Origin of the sequence: Saccharospirillum salsuginis (assembly GCF_014651855.1) — a bacterium.
In the GTDB taxonomy this organism is placed as follows: Bacteria; Pseudomonadota; Gammaproteobacteria; order Pseudomonadales; family Natronospirillaceae; genus Saccharospirillum; species Saccharospirillum salsuginis.
Genome location: NZ_BMXR01000006.1, coordinates 179844 through 199819, shown reverse-complemented (window position 1 = coordinate 199819; position 19976 = coordinate 179844). Strand labels below are relative to the sequence as shown.

General features: G+C 59.5%; 18 protein-coding genes. 11 read left to right on the top strand and 7 right to left on the bottom strand.

The window, feature by feature from the left end; all coding sequences use genetic code 11:
• Nucleotides 1-13 precede the first annotated feature (13 nt).
• Nucleotides 14-1501 (bottom strand): DUF4331 domain-containing protein, encoded by a 1488-nt coding sequence (locus tag IE111_RS13270; RefSeq protein WP_189609454.1) that lies wholly within the window; start codon nucleotides 1499-1501, stop codon nucleotides 14-16.
• 207 nt (nucleotides 1502-1708) lie between these two features.
• Here IE111_RS13270 and IE111_RS13265 point away from each other — a divergent pair, with 207 nt between their 5' ends.
• The 4 genes from IE111_RS13265 to IE111_RS13250 all read left to right on the top strand — a co-directional run bounded on the left by IE111_RS13265 (nucleotide 1709) and on the right by IE111_RS13250 (nucleotide 6891).
• Nucleotides 1709-2263, top strand: coding sequence for a sigma-70 family RNA polymerase sigma factor (locus IE111_RS13265; protein WP_189609452.1), 555 nt, complete (start codon nucleotides 1709-1711; stop codon nucleotides 2261-2263).
• Nucleotides 2260-2946: an anti-sigma factor gene (locus tag IE111_RS13260; protein ID WP_189609450.1), complete on the top strand. Its 687-nt coding sequence runs from the start codon at nucleotides 2260-2262 to the stop codon at nucleotides 2944-2946. The genes IE111_RS13265 and IE111_RS13260 overlap by 4 nt, the downstream gene beginning before the upstream one ends.
• 139 nt (nucleotides 2947-3085) lie before the next feature.
• Nucleotides 3086-5038, top strand: a complete 1953-nt coding sequence (locus tag IE111_RS13255; protein ID WP_189609448.1) for an alpha-amylase family protein — start codon at nucleotides 3086-3088, stop codon at nucleotides 5036-5038.
• Nucleotides 5039-5103: 65 nt separating this feature from the next.
• On the top strand, nucleotides 5104-6891 hold the full coding sequence (locus tag IE111_RS13250; protein WP_189609445.1) for a choice-of-anchor D domain-containing protein: 1788 nt from the start codon (nucleotides 5104-5106) through the stop codon (nucleotides 6889-6891).
• A 74-nt stretch (nucleotides 6892-6965) separates the two neighbouring features.
• On the opposite strand, the gene IE111_RS13245 is transcribed toward IE111_RS13250, so the two are convergent.
• Nucleotides 6966-7895 (bottom strand): LysR family transcriptional regulator, encoded by a 930-nt coding sequence (locus IE111_RS13245; RefSeq protein ID WP_189609443.1) that lies wholly within the window; start codon nucleotides 7893-7895, stop codon nucleotides 6966-6968.
• A 109-nt stretch (nucleotides 7896-8004) separates the two neighbouring features.
• On the opposite strand from IE111_RS13245, the gene IE111_RS13240 reads away from it, so the two are divergent.
• Complete coding sequence (locus IE111_RS13240) at nucleotides 8005-8592, top strand: FMN-dependent NADH-azoreductase (RefSeq protein WP_189609441.1); 588 nt, start codon at nucleotides 8005-8007, stop codon at nucleotides 8590-8592.
• A gap of 57 nt (nucleotides 8593-8649) precedes the next feature.
• On the opposite strand, the gene IE111_RS13235 is transcribed toward IE111_RS13240, so the two are convergent.
• Both IE111_RS13235 and IE111_RS13230 read right to left on the bottom strand, forming a co-directional pair.
• Entirely contained in the window at nucleotides 8650-9894 is a 1245-nt protein-coding gene (locus tag IE111_RS13235) for a bifunctional alpha/beta hydrolase/OsmC family protein (protein WP_189609439.1), read from the bottom strand.
• An 82-nt stretch (nucleotides 9895-9976) separates the two neighbouring features.
• On the bottom strand, nucleotides 9977-10723 hold the full coding sequence (locus IE111_RS13230; RefSeq protein ID WP_189609438.1) for a hypothetical protein: 747 nt from the start codon (nucleotides 10721-10723) through the stop codon (nucleotides 9977-9979).
• Between the two features lie 228 nt (nucleotides 10724-10951).
• On the opposite strand from IE111_RS13230, the gene IE111_RS13225 reads away from it, so the two are divergent.
• Complete coding sequence (locus IE111_RS13225; RefSeq protein ID WP_189609437.1) at nucleotides 10952-11761, top strand: TlpA disulfide reductase family protein; 810 nt, start codon at nucleotides 10952-10954, stop codon at nucleotides 11759-11761.
• A 25-nt stretch (nucleotides 11762-11786) separates the two neighbouring features.
• Here IE111_RS13225 and IE111_RS13220 read toward each other — a convergent pair whose 3' ends face one another.
• The gene (locus tag IE111_RS13220) at nucleotides 11787-12521 is read right to left on the bottom strand and encodes an NUDIX hydrolase (protein ID WP_189609436.1); all 735 of its coding nucleotides are present in this window, start codon (nucleotides 12519-12521) and stop codon (nucleotides 11787-11789) included.
• A gap of 275 nt (nucleotides 12522-12796) precedes the next feature.
• On the opposite strand from IE111_RS13220, the gene IE111_RS13215 reads away from it, so the two are divergent.
• Together IE111_RS13215 and IE111_RS13210 are read left to right on the top strand one after the other, a co-directional pair.
• Entirely contained in the window at nucleotides 12797-13855 is a 1059-nt protein-coding gene (locus IE111_RS13215; RefSeq protein WP_189609435.1) for an SPFH domain-containing protein, read from the top strand.
• A complete protein-coding gene (locus tag IE111_RS13210; protein WP_189609434.1) occupies nucleotides 13852-14775 on the top strand; it encodes a diacylglycerol kinase catalytic domain-containing protein in 924 nt (307 codons plus the stop codon). Before IE111_RS13215 ends, IE111_RS13210 begins: the two co-directional genes overlap by 4 nt.
• On the opposite strand, the gene IE111_RS13205 is transcribed toward IE111_RS13210, so the two are convergent.
• A complete protein-coding gene (locus IE111_RS13205) occupies nucleotides 14772-15605 on the bottom strand; it encodes a PEP-CTERM sorting domain-containing protein (protein WP_189609432.1) in 834 nt (277 codons plus the stop codon). The two genes, IE111_RS13210 and IE111_RS13205, sit on opposite strands and share 4 nt — an antisense overlap.
• Nucleotides 15606-15836: 231 nt before the next feature.
• Between IE111_RS13205 and IE111_RS13200 the strand changes: the two genes are divergently transcribed.
• Nucleotides 15837-16391: a cytochrome b gene (locus tag IE111_RS13200; protein ID WP_189609430.1), complete on the top strand. Its 555-nt coding sequence runs from the start codon at nucleotides 15837-15839 to the stop codon at nucleotides 16389-16391.
• A gap of 87 nt (nucleotides 16392-16478) precedes the next feature.
• On the opposite strand, the gene IE111_RS13195 is transcribed toward IE111_RS13200, so the two are convergent.
• Entirely contained in the window at nucleotides 16479-17252 is a 774-nt protein-coding gene (locus IE111_RS13195; RefSeq protein ID WP_189609428.1) for a hypothetical protein, read from the bottom strand.
• 382 nt (nucleotides 17253-17634) lie between these two features.
• On the opposite strand from IE111_RS13195, the gene IE111_RS13190 reads away from it, so the two are divergent.
• A complete protein-coding gene (locus IE111_RS13190) occupies nucleotides 17635-18462 on the top strand; it encodes a M48 family metallopeptidase (protein WP_189609426.1) in 828 nt (275 codons plus the stop codon).
• Between the two features lie 25 nt (nucleotides 18463-18487).
• Nucleotides 18488-19972: a S10 family serine carboxypeptidase-like protein gene (locus tag IE111_RS13185; protein WP_189609424.1), complete on the top strand. Its 1485-nt coding sequence runs from the start codon at nucleotides 18488-18490 to the stop codon at nucleotides 19970-19972.
• Nucleotides 19973-19976 lie beyond the last annotated feature (4 nt).

The following is a 19976-nucleotide window of genomic DNA, read 5'->3' as shown; positions in this document are numbered from 1 at the left end:
TCACCTCCCCTGATTAAGGTGTGTTATTGGGTGAGCCGGCGATCGGCGTCGCCAGGTAGGGGAACGTGGTGTCCAGCGCGCTGGCATCCACTTTAACGCCGTCGGTGTACTCAAGATCACCGTCCGGTGCATCGGTCGGGTCGGCCAGCACACCCATGGAGACCCGCAGGGCGATGTCCACGACATCGTCGACCGGGCGACGACCGTTCGGGAAGCCGGCGTTATCGGAGCCGAGCACACCCAGGTCGTTCTGGCTGGCCGGGGCCGTGGCGGCAATCGCCGTATTCAGGCGCAACATTTCCGATGCGGTCACTCCCACCGGCTGGTTGAGATCCGGCACCCCGGTCAAAAACGCCGTGACCAGGTCGGTGCGCGGGAAGTTGTTCGGCGCGGTGACACCGAAGAGGACTTCCAGCAATTCCGGCAAGGTCGGGTGGGTTACATAGGTGGCGAACTGACCGTCGTCCTGCGGTTCGCTCATGTTGAACAGGTCCTTGTCTTCCAGCCCGATGACGACTTCGTTCACCAGCGGCATGCCCAGCCGGGAAACCTGGATGTAGGCGCCGCCCTCGACCGTGGCGCCCTTGCCATTGGCGGCCGGAGCCGGATTGATGACCCGTGCCTGCGGCACACTGGCCGTGGTCCAGGCGCCGATGATCGGGTCTTCGTTGGTTTCCGTTTTGGCCGTACCGGTCAGACACTCAATCGGCACTTCGAGGGCCAGCGAGGTGACGTTTTTGTCGGCCAGGTCATTGGTTTCGGCATCACGCGCACCCAGTGGATTGGTGTTCACCAAATCGAAAATCTCACCGAGATTCACAGCGAACGCTTCTTTGCGTTGACCGGCAAATACCCGGCCGTTCATGGCGCAACCCGGTATCGCCATCTCGTACACATGGTCGTCGGCGTAGGCCGCGTAATCGGAGAACGACTTGCCGCCGATGTTGTCCAGCGGTTTGCGGAAAGTATCGGTCCCGGTGGTGACGTTCGTCGCCATCTGGGCCGAACCGCTGCGGCGATCGCCGCTGATGACATTGACCTGATAGGTCTGGCGGAATTGTACGTTCTGCGTATCCATCGCGCCCGGTCCGATTGCGCCGATGTTCTTCAGCGGAACCGCCACGGTCTCCTCACTGCCGCTGTCACCGACCGACAGGGTCAACGGCGTTTCAACATTGGAGAAGTCGAACTGAAAGGTGATGTCTTCGACGGCGTCACCGGTATTGTCGACATGGATTTCATACACGGCTTCGTCTTCCAGGTCGAAATAGTTCGGGCCGCCGTACGCGTCCTGCATCGGCTGATAGTTGGCGATGAAGGTCACGTAATCCTCTCGACCGGATTCATAACTGCGAAACATATAGAAATCGGTCGCGTCGACTTTCGGCAGTTCGGTAATAAAGGGCGCTTCCCGGTGGCTGGCGCCCTGTGTGACGCCGGCGGACAGGAAAAGCCCGGCAACAGCGGTGGCTAAAGCGGTTTTTTGACACATCGTTTTCATCAGAGTCTCCTCAGTGATTGCCAAGTGGCGTCGCCATTACGAGTCGACTTCGTAAAAAGTTGCAGATAACTATCGAAAAAAATGGGTTGCGGATTTTTTTGTTTTTTCTGCATCCAGACCCGTCCCGGACACGTAGTGGCACCAAAGGCCTTCGCTGTTCGTTTAAAACCGGCGAGGCCATGGACCCAAACGCTGAGGTTTCAACCGATGCCCGATGCTCAAGAACAGGACAACCTGATTGCGTTGCTCGGTGCGGTCGCACACCAGGATCGAACCGCCTTCAAACGGCTGTATGACCGGGTCTCCGGTCGCATGTACAGCCTGTGTCACAAGATGGCCGGCCAACGGGATCTGGCCGAAGAAGCGCTGCAGGATGCCTTTGTGCGCATCTGGCATAACGCCGGCGAATACCACCGCGATCGCGGTGCGCCGCTCAGCTGGATGTTGAGCATCGCCCGGTATCGAACACTCGATCTGATTCGTGCTCGACAACGGCATAACAGCGACGCCCAGGATCCAACCGAACACCTGGAGGACGGTCGCGAGGGACCGCTCGATACCCAACTGCGCCTGAGCGGTGCCGACGCCTTGACCGGTTGTCTGGAGGAGCTCAACCACAGCCAGCGGGATTCGATCCTGTTGTCGTACTACCGGGGGTTCACCCACGACGAACTGGCGGCCATTCTGAAGACCCCCATCGGTACCGTGAAAAGCTGGATCCGGCGGGGCCTGTTGAGCCTGAAGAGGTGTCTGGAACAATGAAGAAAACACCGGAGCGCATAGAACGGCTGGCCTCGGAATACGTCCTGGGTTCACTCACCGGGGGAGCGCGGCGCCGGTTCGAGCGCTGGATGGTCGACGACCGGCGCGTTCGCCAGGAAGTCCGGTTTTGGGAGGAAAAGCTCGGCGTCCTGGCTCAGGTCCTGCCGGAACAACGTCCGAGAAAACAGGTGTGGAATGCGATTGAACAGCGTCTGTGGCCGGAACAGAAACAACGCCGCAGCTCGTGGATCTGGCCCACCTGGTCGGCCCTGGCCTCGCTGGCTGTGGTCATCCTGGCGTCGGTTCTGCTGGTCACCTCCGAAGAGTCGATCGACACCCCACCGCACCTGGCTGGTGCCGTGGTCTCGGAACAGGGCGATGCGCCCCTGTGGTTGATCAATGAGGCGCAACGGACCGAGCGGTTGAATGTGCGGTCTGTGGCGGCCTCGCAGGCGGACGCCGGCAAAGACTATGAACTGTGGATCGTGCCTGACGACGCGGACCCCATCTCCCTGGGCGTCGTTCCGGTGGGAGGCACCCACTCCGTCTCGCTGACGCCGGTGACCCGCGCCGCCCTGCAACAGAGCCAGACACTGGCGATCAGCCTGGAACCCGAAGGCGGCTCACCCACCGGTGCGCCCACCGGGCCGATCCTGCACGTCGTGCGGCTGTACCCGCTGTAACCGGCCGCTGCGGCGACCGCGCTTGAGCGCCCGCGTCCTTTTGAGACGTGCGGCGCTCGCTCGTTCATCACCGTGACGATGCCGCCGAACCGTCATACACTGTCCAACGACGTATTCCTGTATCGCCCATGGGTGCCTGATGATTCACAACCTCGACTACGATACCCGCCTGACATTGGAGCGCCTGCTGCCGCGCATCCAACCCAAAGCCAGCAGCGACGCCGAATGGCGGGATTTCCGAACCAACCTGGATGCCCAGTTCCCGCGTTTGTTCCAGTTGCTCCGGGGGCTCTACGGCAACCAGTACGACTTTTTCTATCACTTGGAGAGCTTGCTCCATATCCTGTTCGACGCCTTTCAGGAACGCCCCAAGGTGTTGCGGCAACAGGACCGTCAACGTCTGAAAGACCCGCTCTGGTTCAAACGCGAACAGATGCTGGGCGCGGCCTGCTATGTCGACTTGTTCGCCGGGGATCTGAAACGCCTGCGCGATCGCATACCCTATTTGAAGGAACTGGGACTGACCTACCTGCACCTGATGCCGCTGTTCAAGGCGCCGGCGGACAACAGCGACGGGGGCTATGCCGTATCCGACTACCGCCAGGTGAATCCGGACCTCGGCACCATGGCCGAACTGAAACGCCTGGCTTCGGCCCTGCGTAAGGAAGGCATTGTCATGGTGCTGGATTTCGTCTTCAACCACACCTCGGATGAGCACCGCTGGGCCGTTCAGGCGCAGCAGGGTGACCCGGAATACCTCGACTACTATTTCTGCTTCGACAACCGCGATGAGCTCGCGCCGTACGAGCCGTACCTGCGCGAGATCTTCCCGGAGGTGCGCCCCGGCTGTTTCACCTGGCGCGAGGACATGCAAAAGTGGGTCTGGACCACGTTCAACAGCTTCCAGTGGGACCTGAACTACCGCAACCCGGCCGTGTTCAACGCCATGCTGGGCGAACTGCTGTACCTGGCCAACGCCGGCGCCGATGTACTGCGGTTCGACGCCCTCGCCTTCGTCTGGAAACAGGCCGGCACACCCTGCGAGAACCTGCCCGAAGCGCACCGGTTGATCCAGGCGTTCAACGCCGCCGCGCGTATCGCCGTGCCCGGTGTGCTGTTCAAGTCGGAAGCCATCGTCCACCCGGACGAAGTGGTGCGCTACATCGATTTCGACGAGTGCCAGCTGTCCTACAACCCCCTGTTCATGGCGATGCTCTGGAACAGCCTCGCCACCCGCGACGTGCGCCTGATGACGCGCAGCCTCCAGGCCCGCTTTCCCATTCCCGACGACACCGCCTGGGTGAACTACATTCGCGGTCACGATGACATCGGCTGGACCTTCGACGACACCATCGCCTGGAGCCTGGCCACCGACCCGGATCATCACCGTCGCTTCCTGAACCAGTACTACACCGGCCAGTTCCCCGGGAGTTTCGCGCGCGGGGTACCGTTTCAGGAAAACAAAACAACCGGGGATTGCCGAGTGGCCGGTCAACTGGCTTCACTGGCGGGGCTGGAAAAAGCCATCGACGATCAGAACGATGAGGAAATAGACCGGTCCATCAACCGCATCCTGATGATGCACGCCCTCATCCTCAGCGCCGGTGGAATTCCGGTATTGTACATCGGTGATGAACTCGGGCTGCTGAACGATTACAGCTACCAGCAGGACGTGCACAAGCAGAACGACAGTCGCTGGGTGAACCGGGTCCCCATCGGCGATGCGCAGCTGGAGCTGCGCCACCAGCCCGACACCCCCAACGGCCGTGTTTATGCAGGCCTTCAACGGTTAATCCGGATTCGCAAACAGACACCGTTATTGGGCAACGCCAGCACTCATATCGTCGACACCGGCAATGTGCACGTGTTTGGACTTACCCGGCATCGCGACGCCGAAACCCTGGTCGTGCTCGCCAACTTCGCCGACTTCGAACAGTCGCTGGACCGGCATCTGCTGCAGTCATTGCTGCCGGCCGGGAGCGAACGCATAGTCGACCTGCTCGATGACGGACAGGCATTGCCGGACGGCCATCGCGTCTCCCTGCAACCGCATCAGGTTCGGTGGCTGGTGGCCGAGCGACAGGGTGTTTAATAACTGATCACATCGCGCTAGGGTAGGGAGTCTAAGCAAACAGATGTCCACACATGGAGGTGCCCATGTCGATAACCCAGGTTCTCGCCCATGTTCGCCCACTGACGACCGGGCTGGCATTATTGCTGCTCGGCGGAGTGCTAACGGGCTGTCAGGTCGAAAACAACACTGGCTCGGACGATACCGGCCAAGAAGAACAGTCCGAAGACTCGGGTTCGGATGATTCCGGCTCTGATGACTCGGGTTCAGATGACTCAGGTTCAGATGATACCGGAGACGATTTTGGCTCGGACGACGGCGCCTCCGCCCAAGAGCTGACGCTCTCCGCCGAATCGGTCGATTTCGGTACGGTCGCGTCCGAGTTGTATGCCGATCAGACCGTGTTGGTGACCAACACCGGCATCGAGACGGTCACCGGGTTTACCGGGGGGACACCGGACAGCCCCCGGTTCAGTTTGACGCACAGTTGCGATCCGCTGCTGCCGGGCGCTAGCTGCACCCTCACCTACCGTTACGAACCCACGATGAACGGCCGCAACGATGCCGTATCCACCCTGAGCACCAGCGCCGGGGATCTGGACATTGCCCTGACCGGTGCGAGTGTCGGCTCCCCGTTATGGGTCACCCCGACCCACCTCGAGTTCGGACCGGTCGGCGTCGGCGCCATGAGCGATGTTCAGAGCGTAACGTTGACCAACCAGGGCAACACCACGATCGATGGTTTTGCCGGTGGTGCGCCCAGCGGCGACTTCACAGCCAGCCAGGACTGCGCCAGTGGCTTGGCTCCCGGTGCAACTTGTAGCTTCAATTACCGATTTACCCCGTCAACCACCGGCACCGGTACCGGAGAGTCGACCGTATCCACTTCGGTCGGCAGCTTCACCATCCAGCTCACAGGCGAGGGCAAGGGAGCCGAAGCCTGGGTGACTCCGACCGTTATCGATTTCGGAGAGGTGGAAGTCGACGACACCAGCGCCACCCGGTCGGTCACCATCACCAATGTCGGCCAAGCCGATCTTGACGACTTCGCCGGCGGCGCACCCAGCGGTCCCTTCTCGGCGTCCCAAACCTGCGCAGGCGGTGTCGTGCCGGACGGCACCTGCCAATACAACTTCACGTTCTCGCCCACCTCTGAGGGCGAGGTCATTTCCACCTCGAATTCCTCCACCAACGCCGGTCCCATCGTCATTGAATTGCGCGGGGAAGGGGTGGCCGCCGGCAGCCTGCCGACCGCCGGACCCGGCCTGAGTGTCTCGCCCCTGGCGCTGGATTTCGGACCGGTCGCCGTAGGTGGCATGAGCCCGACTCAGACCGTAACCATCGTCAATACCGGCGATACCCTGCTGGACGATTTTGCCGGAGGCGGTGTCGGTGGTGATTTCACCGCCAGCCAGAACTGTGCCAGCGGCGTGGCTCCCGGAGAAAGCTGTCAATATTTCTTCAGCTTCGAACCGACCGAGCCCGGTGAGGCCACGGCCACATCCACTTCGTCCACCAACGCTGGAAGTTTCTCGATTGAACTGACCGGGACCGGCGTCGGCCCCGAAGTGTGGTTTACCCCCAAGGTGCTGAACTTCGGTACGCTTTCACCCGGCACAACCAGTGCCACCCAGTCGGTCACCATCACCAACAGCGGCATGAGTACCCTGGACAATTTCGCGGGCGGCGCTCCCGGCAGTGAAGCCTTCACCGCCAGCCAAAGTTGCGCCAGTGGTGTTGAGCCCGGCGCAACCTGCCAGTACAACTTCACCTATTCACCGGACGCTCCCGGTTTTGATGAGGATACGTCGAATTCGTCGACCAATGCGGGATCGATTGTCATTGAATTGGAAGGCGGATCGGTCGGCCCTTGAACCGTTCAACAGTCGCTGACCGAAGCGACGCTATTGTTCGGTCGGCGACGTTGCCGGTGCACTCTGAGCGGTTGTTACGGGCGCACCGGCTCCTGCGGCCGATGCTCAGCGTTTGCTTCGGACGGGGTGACCGCGGAAGCCGGGTCGGAGCTCAGCGCTTCAATCAGGAAATCCCAGAACGCCCGGATTCGGGCGGCGTTGCGCATTTCCGGGTGCGTCAGAATCCACAGACCGGAGTCGTACTCGGACGGCAGGGTGTACACGCACGACAGGTTCCACTGGTGGTTCTCCGGCAGAATAGCCAGGCCGATCCCCTCCAGGGCACAGCGGTAGGCGGCCTGGACACTGTTGCAGTGCACCGGTGTGTTCGCCTGCCGGGCATGGCGATTGAGCCAGCGTTTGGCGGGGTTGTCGGTTCCGGTGAAGCCGATCAGGGGCCGTTGCACCACCTCTTCCAACGTCAGAGAATCGGCCCCGGCCAGCTCGGGCGTTCCGCACACACACCAACGTATCGGTCGTAAAAAGTGGGCGATGGTGTCGTCCGGCGCCTCGCGACTGCCCCGCAGGGCGATGTCAGCCTCCTGCCGCCCCACATCGACCATGGCCACGTCTTCGCGCAGGTCGAACGAGACCTCCGGATGACGTTCCCGGAACGCCTTCAACAAGGGCGGCAGGACATGCCAGGCCAGATTTCCCGGCGCCGTGACCCGGATCAACCCACGAACCACGAAATGGGTGGCGCACGCCTGCGTCTGAATGGCCTCGGCGTGGGCCGCCATCTTGCGCGCGTGGTCGATGACCGCCTGGCCGTTATCGGTGACGCTATAACCGCCCCGATCGCCCACCAGCAGTTGCGACCCCAGGCGCTGCTCCAGCGCCTGGATCTTGCGCCACACGGTGGACGGATTTACGTCCAGTTCCAACGCGGCCTGTTTCAGATTGCCCTGCTCCGCCACGGCAACCAGGACTTTCAGATCGTTCCAATCGAGCGAGGGTGGTGGCATCCCGATCCTCCATTCATATGCAAATTCGCAATTCGGGTTTGCATTATGGAATACATTTTTGCAGCTTTGAATATAATAGCATGGTCCTCATTGATTAAGAGGACATTCCATGAAAACGATTCTTGCGATTTACTCATCCGTCTCCGGCGACAACTCTGTCTCTAACCAACTGGCCCGTCAGTGGATCGGCCAGCAGGACGCCCGCGTCATCGAGCGCGATCTGGCCACCGACCCGGTTCCCCACCTTGACGGCGCCACCGTCGGCGCCTTTTTTACACCGGCCGATCAGCGCAGCGACGACCAGACCGATCGGGTAGCGCTGTCCGACACCCTGGTGGAGGAGTTGCAGAGCGCCGATACCCTGGTGATTTCCGCGCCCATGTACAACTTCAACATCCCATCAAGCCTGAAGGCCTGGTTCGACCAGGTGGCCCGCGCCGGCGTGACCTTCCGGTACACCGAAAACGGCCCGCAGGGCTTGTTGAGCGGCAAGAAGGCCATCGTCGTGACATCGCGCGGCGGGATGTACAAGGATTCCGGATTCGACTTCCAGGTGCCTTTCATCAAGCAGTTCCTGGGCTTCATCGGCATTACCGATGTGGAAGTGATCTACGCGGAAGGCGTTGCGATGGGCGACGAAGCTCGAGCGGCGGCGGTGAACGATGCCGAAAAAACACTGGAGGCGCTCAGTGCCTGAAGCCCGGGCTGGGTGGAGCCTCCCGTTACTGAGGCTCCCCTTGTCAAAGCCCGGGCATCATTCGTCCCGTCCGGACCGGGTAACCACCCGGATCTCCCCTTTAAGTGATTTGTGAACCGGGCAGCGATCGGCGATTTGCAGGAACCGTTCGTGCTGTTCGGCGCTGAGTTCCCCCTGATAGTCGATCACCCGATCGATGCGGTCGATCTTTGAGTCACGGCTTTCACAGTCCGAGCAATCCCTGGCGTGCTCGCGGGAATGCCGCAGCCGCACTTCGATGTCCCGCACCGGCAGTTTCTTGTGGTTCGCGTATTGGCGCAGCGTCATCGAAGTGCAACTGCCGAGCGCCATCAGCAGATAATCGTAGGGGTTCGGCCCTTTGTCCGAGCCACCGACGCTTTCCGGTTCGTCCGCCAATGAATGGTGATGATGGGCATACAGGCCGCGCAGGAAGGATTGGTCGTTTTCGGTGACCAGCACCTCGCCGGTGTCGATGTCGGGTCGCTGGGTATCGCCGGCGGCCCGCAGCGCGCCCTGTTCAAGATCGAGATAGCGGCTTGCCCAGGCGGCGATGGTGGTGCCCACATAGCGGGCATCGGCCGCCTGGGTCAGCAGATGGTCCGCCTTGTCGAGCGAGATGAAACTCTTCGGATGTTTGGCCGCTTTGTACAGTTTCGCGGCTTCGTCGATACCGACCACCCGGTCCAGCGGCGAGTGGAAAATCAGCAACGGTTTACCGACCTCTCCGATGGCCGGTTGCCGGCTCCAATGGTCCAGATCATCCAGCAACTGGGACGTCACCCGGAACGGTCGACCGCCGATGTCGACATCGGCTTCGCCGTCACGCTGAATATCGCAACTTTGATCGGCGAACAGGTGTTGGATGTGCTCGGCCGAGGACGGCGCCGCGATCGTCACCACCGCCTCGATGCTGTCGCGGTTGGCCGCGGCCACCAGTGCCGCCGCCCCGCCCAGGCTGTGGCCGATCAGCAAGCGGGGCGCCGCGAGTTGTTCCGTCAGCCGGTCGATGGCGTCTTCCAGGTCCTGAACGTTCGACGAAAAATTGGTATTGGCGAAGTCCCCCTCGCTGCCGCCAAGCCCGGTGAAATCGAACCGCAGCACGCCGATACCGGCCCGCGTCAAAGCGTCCGCGATGGTGTTGGCCGAACGGATGTCCTTGCCGCAGGTGAAGCAATGGGCGAACACCGCGATGGCGTCCGCCTCGCCGTCGTCCGGCAATTCCAACGATCCGGACAACTCGTGCCCCTGGCGGTTTTCGAACGTGAAACGCTTACGACTCATCTTGGTCTCCCTGTTGAATTGAGCGATGGCCTGAACCTAGTGCAGGTTGGCGCGAACGTCGACCGTTGGAACAGACGCCGGGTCAAAAGGTGTAGCTGACACCCAGCAAACCATAATGCAACCAGGCAAACGTATAGACGCTACCGGCGTCACCACCGCCTTCCAGGGTCCGATACCCGACCCGGCCGGTCCAGTGTTCACCGAAGCGGTACTCCGCCGCCAGGGCGGCATCCACCGCGCGCCCCTGGGGACTGCCGGCCGCATCGATGTCGAATTCCGCCGCCCACTGATCGTTGAAGCGGCGCACGGCGTTGAAATGCAACAGCGGTACGACACCCAGGTCGGAGCGGTTGGCTTCGGTGTTGCCCTGGGTCAGCCGAATGTCCGCATCGCGCACGAGAGCGGTAAGCCCCACGCCGAGCGTCCAGTTCGGCGAATCGTGAAAGGTGTACCGGTAGGTCAGCCGGTAGGTGTTGAACTGGTAGTAAGCAGTGGTATCTGTGTCGGCCAGGAAGGTTTCACCGGCAAACCGGGTATCCTCGGGCAGGGTGCCTTCGCCTTCGATGCTGACGGGGGCGTAGAGGGCTCTCACGGTATGACGCTGGTTGAACGTGGTCTCCAGGCTGGCCCGCACATAGGGCACGGGGCCGGCGCCGGTCAAGGCCATCAGGTCGAACCGATCGCCGGTGTCATCGTTCGGGATCTGGGCGTCGTTGTAACCGAACGCCAGCGGACCGGCCTCCAGTGTCACTTCATAGGCCAGTGTCGGGCTTGAGACGGCGACCATCAGTGAGCCGATCAATAATCTTGGGTATCGAATTGTCGTCATGGGTCTGTCCTTGTCGGTGAGTGAGTTGCTCAACCTACGAACCATTTCCGGAATCAGCTTACTCTCGCCGGATGCCGAAGCATACAAAGTCCGTAAGACTGTCGGCCCCATGCATCGCCATTTCAGGTGCAACGTGCTTTTAGGGAGCGTCATTTGCTAACCTGTGGGTCGCTCATACCGACAAATAACACTGTCGCCACACCGACATCCTATCGGAGCACCGCATTTGTGAATGCCATTACACTGGGCCCTTTGTTCATCCCGGCCGACCGCCTCATCTTTGTCGCGTCAATCATTGTGCTGTTCATCGTCAGCTATTGGCTGGAGCGGCGGCATAAACTCCTGGGGGACGCCGGGCTCTGGATCGCTCTCGGCGCCGGCTTTGGCGTCGGTCGACTGATCCACGTCATCCAGTTCTGGCCGGCCTATGAATCCGCACCGCTGGAAATCCTGTACCTGTGGCAGGGTGGCTTTCATGTCTGGACCGGCTTGGTGGCGGCGCTGACCGCCGGCGTTGCCTGGAGCCTGTGGCGCAAGCAACCGGTGCCGGTGGTCGTCGCGCCGGTGCTGGCCGGAGTGGCCGTCTGGTGGGGGCTCTCGTTCATTCTGTCGACGGCGCAATCCGTTCCCGAACGAACCTTGCCGGATGTACTGGTCAGCGACCTGAACGGCGAGGCTTTTTCCATTGCGGAGCTGCAAGGCCAACCCACAGTGATCAACCTCTGGGCCACCTGGTGCGGCCCCTGTCGGCGGGAAATGCCCGCCTTTGAGCGCGCGCAGCAACAATGGCCGAACGTCCGCTTCGTTTACGCCAACCAAGGGGAGGATGCCGGTGCCGTGACCCGTTTTCTGGACGAGGAAGATCTGACGCTGGACACCGTCGTCCTCGACCGAACCGCCGGCCTGATGGATGAGCTGGAATCCCGCGGCTTGCCCACCACCGCGTTTTTCGACGCCTCCGGCCAACTGGTGACCCTGCATGCCGGCGAACTGTCCGCCGGGCGTCTGCAGCAGGTGTTATCGCAACTGGGTCGGTGACTCTGACGGTCGTCGATTGGTTAGCCTATTTGCCGATATTCCGGATAAAGCGATAGTCATCCAGATGCGGGGACCGTCGATACAACTTCGAGGGCCGCCCGCGCCCCGAAGGCGCCTCATCACCGGTTTCGATCAAGGCACCGGATTCCTCCACACGACGAATAAAGCTCTTCCGCGACAGCGTCATCCCGATCAACAGCTCGTGAACGCGGCGTAAATCCGCCAGGGAAAAAGGCTCCTGCAGGGCATGGGCCGGTACCAGCGAATACAGCGCTTTTTGCCGGAACCGTTCGCGACCGGCGTCGATGATCGCTTCGTGATCGAACCCCAATTCCAGCTCATTTAACCGTGCCACATCGAACCACTGTGTATCGGTCACCGATTCGATGTGGGTCAGGCACGCCTGGAAGGGAATCAGCGCCGTGTAGGCGATGGTGACCGACCAGCCTCGCGGATCCCGCCCGGCCCCGCCAAAGCTGCCCAGCTGTTCGATGTACGGCGGCACAACGCCGGTTTTCGAGGCCAGCACCCGGTGTGCCGTATCTTCCAGTGTCGCATCCCGGTCCTGATCGATATAACCGCCGGGCAAGGCCCAGCGACCGGCTTGCGGATGATTCGCCCGCTGCACCAACAGGACCTTCAATCGGTCTTCATGATAGGTGAAAAGCACCGAATCCACTGTGGTCAGTACGATCGGGAACTCACGCGGGTCGTACCCCGCCAGATAGTCACGCTCGGTTTCGGTCACTGTGCCATCCATATTGTGTCTTTTCGCCACATAATGCCGGTAGACACCGGTAACTGCAAACCGGCTGAAGCCGTTAATTACAAAAATTAACAACAGGGAAAGTTAACCATAACCCACTGTTTTAAATGTATTTTTCATGAAATCAGCATAACTGACAGTCTCTATTTGTGTCTTTATGCCACTATTCTCTTGACGAATATGTGTCTTAACGCCACTATAAGCGCATCGATAAGTGTCCTTATGACACTTTAAGAGGCCGCCGACCTACGACGCAAAAGGAGTACCCCATGATTGGAATTCGATTCTTCAAAGCCGATGCCAGCACCTACGTGATGAAAACCCGAGCCGGTCGGGTCAACAAAGCCGGGAAGGGGCTGAGTTTTTTCTACAACAGTCGCACTGTCTCCATCGCGGCTATTCCGATGAATGCCCAGGAAGCCCCGTTCGTCTTCAACATGCAAACCGCCGATTTTCAGGAAGTGCGGGTCCAGGGTCAGTTGTCTTTCCGCGTAGTGGACGCGCCCAAGACCGCCGAGATTCTGAACTTCACGCTCGACCGAACCGGAACCGGCTATGTCTCCGACGACCCGATGAAGTTGAACGAGCGGGTCATCCGGGTCGCACAGGGCATAATTCAATCCAGAGTACAGGCCCGGGCGTTGAGAGAGGTTCTGAAAGACAGTCAGGCCATGCTGCAGGCCCTGGAAGTCGGTCTGGATGAACACAAGACCCTCGACGCCATGGGTATCGAAGTACTGGAAGTCAGCCTGACGGCCATCAAACCGAATCCGGAAACCGCCCGGGCTCTGGAAGCCGAAGCGCGGGAATCTATCCTGAAAGAAGCCGACGATGCCATTTATCAACGTCGGATTTCCTCGGTGGAACAGGAACGCTCCATCAAGGAAGCGGAACTGAAAACGGACTACTCCGTTCAGCAAAAGGAACAGGAAATCGCCGAACAGCGCATCGAGAACGGCCGCAAACTGATGCGTGGCGAAATCGAAACCCGGCGCGAAGAACAGAGGGCCAAAATCGAGTCGCAGAAGGTTACCTTGACCGCCGATATCGAAGCGGAGTCCGAACGCCAGATGCTCATCGAGCTGCGTGTACAGAACCGGAAACAGGAGTCCGATGCCGACGCCTATGGACTGAAAGCTCAATTGGAAGCCATCAACACGCTTCCGGCCGAGACGCTGAAGACCCTGGTCATGGGTCAGTTGGATTCCGAACAGTTGATCGCCCTGGCGATGGAGAATCTGTCCGGTAACATCAGTTCTATCGGCGAACTCAATCTGAGCCCGGACTTGTTGGGCCAGGTCTTCAAAAAAGGAATGCGTCAACAATGACTCAGCAAGCCCGCTTCGTACTCATCGAGCGCAAGACCCGGCTCACCGAACTGGTCGAGCGCTTCAACACTTGGTCGCAGGCGAAGTTCTACCTGGAACACTCCGGCGCCAAGGTGCAGGATTATCTGGCCGAGCACGACCGCTACCAACAGGTGATCGGTCGCATCGAAGGCGCCCTGCGCAAGCAGGGGCGCCTGGCCCGGGTGGAGCGAGACCTGCTGGATACCTACCAGTTCCACTCCGAAGACATCGTGGTGGTCGCGGGACAGGACGGCCTGGTCGCCAACACCCTGAAATATCTCAACGGCCAACCTGTCATCGCCGTCAACCCGGATCCCGAACGCTGGGACGGCCAACTGCTGCCCTTTCGCGAAGAAAACATCGAAGACGCCGTACAGGCCGTTATTCTTGGCCGAGCCACCACCAAAGCGGTGACGTTCGCTGAGGCGCGGACCAGCGACGGCCAGCGGATGCTGGCGGTGAACGACCTCTTTATCGGCCCCAGAAGCCACACCTCGGCCCGCTACACCCTGCACTGGGGTGAACGCCAGGAAGTGCAGAGTTCATCCGGCATCATCGTGTCCACCGGTTTGGGCAGCACCGGCTGGTTGCAGTCCATCCTCGCCGGTGCCGCCGGGGTCTCCGGTCATCGGCCCGAGGTCGACCTGAGCGGCGGTTTTCCCTGGGACGCCGACTACCTCTACTACTCGGTGCGCGAGCCCTTTCCCAGCCAGACGACCGGTACCGATTTGGTCATGGGCCGGATCACCGCACAACGCGGACTGATGCTCGACTCCCTGATGCCGAACCATGGCGTGGTGTTCTCCGACGGCATGGAAGCCGATGCCATGACCTTTAACGCCGGCTCGCGGCTGACCATTCAGATTGCGGACCGACAGGGGGTGCTGGTTACCGCCTAGGAGCATCTTTCCCGACGGCGACTCAGAACCAGGCCGGCCATCCCCACCCCCAACAACAACCAGCTTGATGGCTCAGGCACAGGGAACGGATCCGGATCGGGCAGCGGTGCGTCGACGTTGAACGCCCCACTGCCGACAATGTTCGCACCGAAACCGCCCAGCGAATTCACACTGGTTCGGTTGGCATCCGCCAACATGTCGGCCAGCGTATCGTAAGTCACAATGTCCGCCCCGATATCGGACTCGCCTTCAATATTGAAGACATTCCAATAGGTATCGCCGTCCGAACCGCTGCCAACGATGTTCGCGCCGAAACCGCTCAGGGAGTTCACACTGGTTCGGTTGGAATCCGCCAGCATGTCGGTCAGTGAGCCGTAGGTCACGATATCCGCCCCAATATCGGATTCACCTTCGATATTGAAGACATTCCAGTAGACATCGCCGTCCGACCCGCTGCCGACGATGTTCGCGCCAAAACCGCCCAGCGAATTCACACTGGTGCGGTTGGTATCCGCCAGCATGTCGGAAACGGAGGAGTAAGTGACAATATCGGCACCGATATCGGACTCGCCTTCGATGTTGAACACATTCCACAGGGACGACCCATCGGACCCGCCGCCGACCACGTTGGCGCCAAAGCCGGAGAGGGAGTTCACGCTGGTTCGGTTGGAATCCGACAACATATCCGACAGGGAACCATAGGTAACCAGATCGGCACCGATATCGGATTCGCCCTCGATATTGAAGACGTTCCAGTAGACGGGAATGGCCAGGCTGGGCAGGCTGAAACCGGCCCCCAAAGCCAGAAAGAGTGGAGCAAGCAATTTCATGAGGCCCCTCCTTTACATCCAGGGTTAGATCCCGAATGAGGAAGCATAATCCAGGCCCTGGAGGAGGAAGGCCCGGCATAACAACCACTTGCCCACACAGGGAATATACAGCCGGCGATTCGATGGGTATTCGAAATTTCCGGGTGTAAGACTATCCGACAGGGGTGTAACCACCGGCAATCACCTAAACTGATCTCAACTCGGTGATTCCAACTGTTGAGAGAGGCAACCATGGTCAGCCGTTACCACCCTCTGTTCGTGACCCTCCACTGGCTTATGGCTCTGCTGGTCATCGCCACCCTGTTGACCGCGAAGCTCGGCCTGGACCCTACGCCCAATTCCGATCCAGACAAGGTATCGATGCTGCGCATCCACATGATAGTGGGGTTGTTCCTGGGGACCCTGCTCGTAATCCGGCTGATTACCCGGTACACCACCGCCAGACCGCCGGCGGCGGACACAGAACGAGTCTGGATGAACCGGGCCCGGAAGACCGTACATTTCCTGCTGTACTTCCTGCTCTTTTCACAGGTGATCACCGGCATCGTCCTGGCGCTGGTACCGGACCTCTACCCCGCCGGCACCAACCTGTTCACCATCGTCTTCGGCGGTGCTAACCAGGCCCTGCCGGAATCCTTCAATGGACACCCGGTGCGCAGCGGACACGGGCTGTACTCCACCTTACTGCTGGTGTTCATCTTGCTGCACCTGGGTGCGGCGCTGTACCACCAGTTCCGGATTAAGGATAACCTAATAGGCAGGATGTGGTTTGGTCGGCGGCGCTGATGGGTTAGGTGAGAACCTGTCAGAATTGAATTCTGAATCAAAGTGTTGACTGACGTTCAGGCCTCCCTGCATAACCTGACCATCACTTCACCCCGAACCCATCAATGTATAGACCACTGCGAAGTATCCTGCCCCACCAGTGATACCGGAATAGGCATATACAACATGCATCCATGGACTGATATAAAACTGTTTTTTCGATACCAGGGACACCAGATAGAACGGTATCAAGGCGACAAATAAATATTGCATTATCCCGAACAACACACCGAATAAATCCATACCTACGGTTACCGGTGTCTGCCCAAACAACATGGAATCACTGAGTCTTCGAAGAATGGGCTCTGGAACCCAATACAAGACAAACCAGAGCGCGATAGCAACAAACCCACCGAGAGAGATGGCACGTGCGGTACCGGAAGCCAAGTAACCAACTACCACTTGATACAAAAAGTAGTGTAAGCCAACAAACAGTAGGAACATTACCCATAAGAAAGCACTGTAAATATAACTCCCCCCTGAGAAAGTGGCACCTTCCATCCAGTAGGTCGAAATCGCCACACCTACAACGAGCGCTACCTGAGCGACGACCAGAGTCAGATAGCTATGCCGGATAAACGAGCGGCCAGACGTCCTGCTGACACTATAGGGCCACAGAAAGATCAACGTACTCAATAAGGCGCCCCCATTCAGCACCAGGAAAAACCAGGCCTCTATATCTCCGGATGCATTCGTCAACCAACGGATACCGAAAACAGAACTGAACAGGTAGTTCACCAATGGCAGCGCGACCATCGCGATCAGCATAGCGACCGATGCTAGTCCAAGTCCTTTTTCAAAGCGGTCTCTGATATCACTCATTTCTGGTGTGTCTTCCAATACTTGGCCATGTTCACTACTGTGAACTGACCGGGTTTACTGACAGTGAGGCTGGGCTTCAGTTCGTCGCAGACATTGGTTTTTCCGGGCCAGATTGACCAGATAAGGGGGCCTGGTCAACTGCTCCTGAGACGCTCGATGGCAAAAAGGCCATGACAAGCCCCGGTAAAGCGGTTTATGTGGAGATAAGCTGGAAATGGTGTGACCAAATTCTCATCTCGATGTCTTGTTTTCCACCGGGTGGCGGGCAGCTATACTCAAGCCCGGACATACCTTACGGGGTAATCACTGGCTACGAGTGCCGATTTCTTTTGTGGTATTTTTCTCACCAGTACAACTTGCGACCATACAGAAAGGACGATTCATGAGACACCTATTGATAACCGGGCTGGCCTTGTTGCTGCTCTCAGCCTGTGCCACCAGCCCCACAGGCCGCTCCCAACTGATGCTGATTTCCCCGGAACAGGCGATCAGTGAGTCGAAATCGGCTTATGCCAGTACGGTGACCGAAGTGACAAAGGAGCATCAGCTGATCTCCGACCCGGCCTGGACCGACCGCATTTCCACCATTACCGGTCGCCTGGTCACGGAGGCCATTAAAAAGTACCCGGACACGGCGGATTGGGAGTGGAGCGTCGCGATCATCGACGACCCGGAAACGCTGAACGCCTGGTGCATGGCCGGTGGCCGCATGGCGATTTACAGCGGCATTGTCACCAAGCTGGAGCTGACGGATGACGAGATCGCCCAGATCATGGGACACGAAATCTCCCATGCGCTGGCCCACCACACCGCCGAAAAGATGTCCCGCGCCGTACTGGTCAATGCCGGGCTGGCGGTGACCTCGAAAGTGACCGATCAGAACGGCTATGTGCTCACCGGCAGTGCCATTGCGGCGCAACTCGCCCTGCAACTGCCCAACAGCCGCGATGCGGAGCGCGAAGCCGACGAAATCGGCATAGAACTGGCCACCCGGGCCGGCTACCGGCCGGAAGCAGCCGTCTCGCTCTGGCGCAAGATGTCCGAAGCCGGCGGTGGCGGGCCTGAATTTCTGAGCACCCACCCCTCGCCTGACAACCGCATGGAAATGTTGCGAGACCTGGGCAATGAGCTGAAACCGTTGAACCCCTCTCTAACAAAGTCCAGAGTCCACCCGGTACGTATTGTGACGAACGCTGACGAACTGCGGTAACACACCCCCTTAAAGGAGCCCCACCATGACAGACCAGGAAAAGCCCTCACAGGATTCGACGGCCTCTCCCCACAAAGGCGCCCGGGTAACCCGGACATTCAACCTGGCCAACGGCGATGTCGAAACCGAGGTGATCGCCGACTGGCTGGATATCTATGATAAAGACGAGCCAAAAGCCCGGCTGTTTCATACGGCGTATCTGGCGTCGGACCCGGAGCCCGACCGCCCCATCGTGTTTCTCGTCAACGGCGGCCCGGGTGCATCATCCGTGTTCCTGCACTTCGCCTGCGCCGGCCCGGTGGCCGTCGCCCGCAATTCCGACGGGCGATTCGATACCACTCAACGAACACTTTCGACCGAACAGTCGAGCTGGCTCGCATTCGCGGACCTGGTCTTCATCGACCCGATCGGAACCGGCTTCAGCCACCTGATCCCATCTTCCACAAAAGAAGACTCCGAAAAGAAAAAGCCCGAAGCTGACGACAAGAACCCGTACTGGGCTGTTCAGAAGGATCTGGACACACTCGGTCAATTCATGCGCCGTTTTCTGCGCGAACACAAACTGTGGACACGTCCGCTCTATTTCGCCGGTGAAAGCTACGGCGGCTTCCGCGCCTGCCGCATGGCACGCTTGCTCAACAACGCCTATGGGTTGGGCATGGCCGGCATCGTCAGCATATCCCCCATCTGGCAATTCCGGGACGCCTCGGATTCCGAACTGAGCACCAGCCAGTGGGTCAACTTGCTGCCCACCTATGCCGCCATCGCTCACCATCACGGCATTGGCCGGTATTTCTCGTCGGACACGCCCATGGACGACGTCTTACAGGAAGCCGAGCGGTTCAGCCTGGAAGACTACGCCCCCGTACTGGTCTCCGGTGCCCTCATGGCGGATGAGAAACGCCAGAGCCTGTTGAGCCAGGTTGCGGACCTGATCGGATTGAACGTGGACGTCGTCAGTAAAGCCGGCGGGCGCATACCGATTCACGATTACGGCCGTATGGTCCGCCAGGAACACGGGGAAATCGTCGACCTGTACGATGGCAGCCAGTCCACCCTGGACCCCTTCCCGCATCGTACCAACAACGAGCTGGCGATCGAACGCTCCCTCTTCCCGGACATGCACGTCTTCCAGACCGCCCTCAACCAGTGGTATTTCGAGGAACTCGGCGTGGAAACGCCGCTGGAATACACCATCCTGAACATGGAAGCCTTCAAGAACTGGAAAAACGACGAAAAGCAGTTTGACTTGTTCGAGCTAACGGCTTCAGTGGATGACTTCCGCGCCGGTATGACGCTCAATACATCGATGCGGACCATGATTGTTCACGGTCGCTATGACATGGTGACGCCGTATTTCGCTTCGAAACGGATATTGAACCAGTCGAATCTGGTGGATTCGGTGCAAGACCGAATCAGCGAGCGGCTCTATAGCGGCGGGCACATGTTTTATTCATGGCCGGATGTGAATGCTGAGTTCGCTAAAGACGTTCAGTCATTCATTGAATGAAACA